This is a genomic window from Sphingobium cupriresistens (assembly GCF_004152865.1).
In the GTDB taxonomy this organism is placed as follows: Bacteria; Pseudomonadota; Alphaproteobacteria; order Sphingomonadales; family Sphingomonadaceae; genus Sphingobium; species Sphingobium cupriresistens.
This window is the reverse complement of record NZ_SEOO01000145.1, coordinates 1-628: the sequence shown is the minus strand read 5'-3', so window position 1 is coordinate 628 and position 628 is coordinate 1. Positions and strand designations below refer to the sequence as shown.

Below are 628 nucleotides of genomic sequence, written 5' to 3'. Positions count from 1 at the left end.
TGAAAATTACACCAATGCCGGGGGGAGTGGCCCTCGGGCTACGCCCTCACGCCACTCCCCCCGGCATGTAACACGATGGCCTGGTTTTACGCCGCCGAATGGCCGACTTTTGCTCCGCCGTTGACAGTTGGATTTCAAGCCTTGAAAACCATGTATTTCCGCTGATCGGATCGAAGCCGGTAAACGAGGTGGACAGTCCGGCCGTCGTAGAAGTCCTATCGCCCATCTGGCTTGAGATTCCTGACACTGCCCGCCGTATACTCCAGCGCATTGGTGCGGTCTTGGACTTCGCCCATATTAAAGGATGGCTGCCAGATGAGTTGGCTGCAACGATATCAGCGGTAAGCGTTACCAGCAGTTCATTGGCATTGTTGGTATCGGCGTTGTCCATCTGCAGTCCTCTTATGGTTGGTATCGGATATATAGTGGCATCCGAGCTTAAATCACCCTGTGTGGATCATTAAACTTAGAGCCGGATTCGGAAGTTTCTCAATTCTGACAAGGTCGTGTCCCACGGGGTGGTGTAGGAAGGTTTCCCTGAGAGGGTGGCCACCGTCGATCTTCTGGTAGGGTTCGGATGCGAACTCGAACCTGGAGAAGAAGACGATGACCGATGACAGAATGGCCC

Annotated in this window: 2 protein-coding genes; one reads left to right on the top strand and one right to left on the bottom strand. The window is 54.0% G+C overall.

Annotation, left to right across the window (positions count from 1 at the left end):
- Window positions 1–98 precede the first annotated feature (98 nt).
- The gene (locus tag EWH12_RS23040; protein ID WP_422917754.1) at window positions 99–464 is read left to right on the top strand and encodes a phage integrase central domain-containing protein; all 366 of its coding nucleotides are present in this window, start codon (window positions 99–101) and stop codon (window positions 462–464) included.
- Here the strand turns inward: EWH12_RS23040 and EWH12_RS22580 are convergent.
- On the bottom strand, window positions 444–628 hold a 185-nt coding region (locus EWH12_RS22580), incomplete at its 5' end, for a hypothetical protein (protein WP_207212484.1). The two genes, EWH12_RS23040 and EWH12_RS22580, sit on opposite strands and share 21 nt — an antisense overlap.

Excerpts from the sequence above, each read along its gene's own strand:
- EWH12_RS23040 (WP_422917754.1), top strand. The coding sequence starts at position 99 with ATGGCCGACTTTTGCTCCGCCGTTGACAGTTGGATTTCAAGCCTTGAA.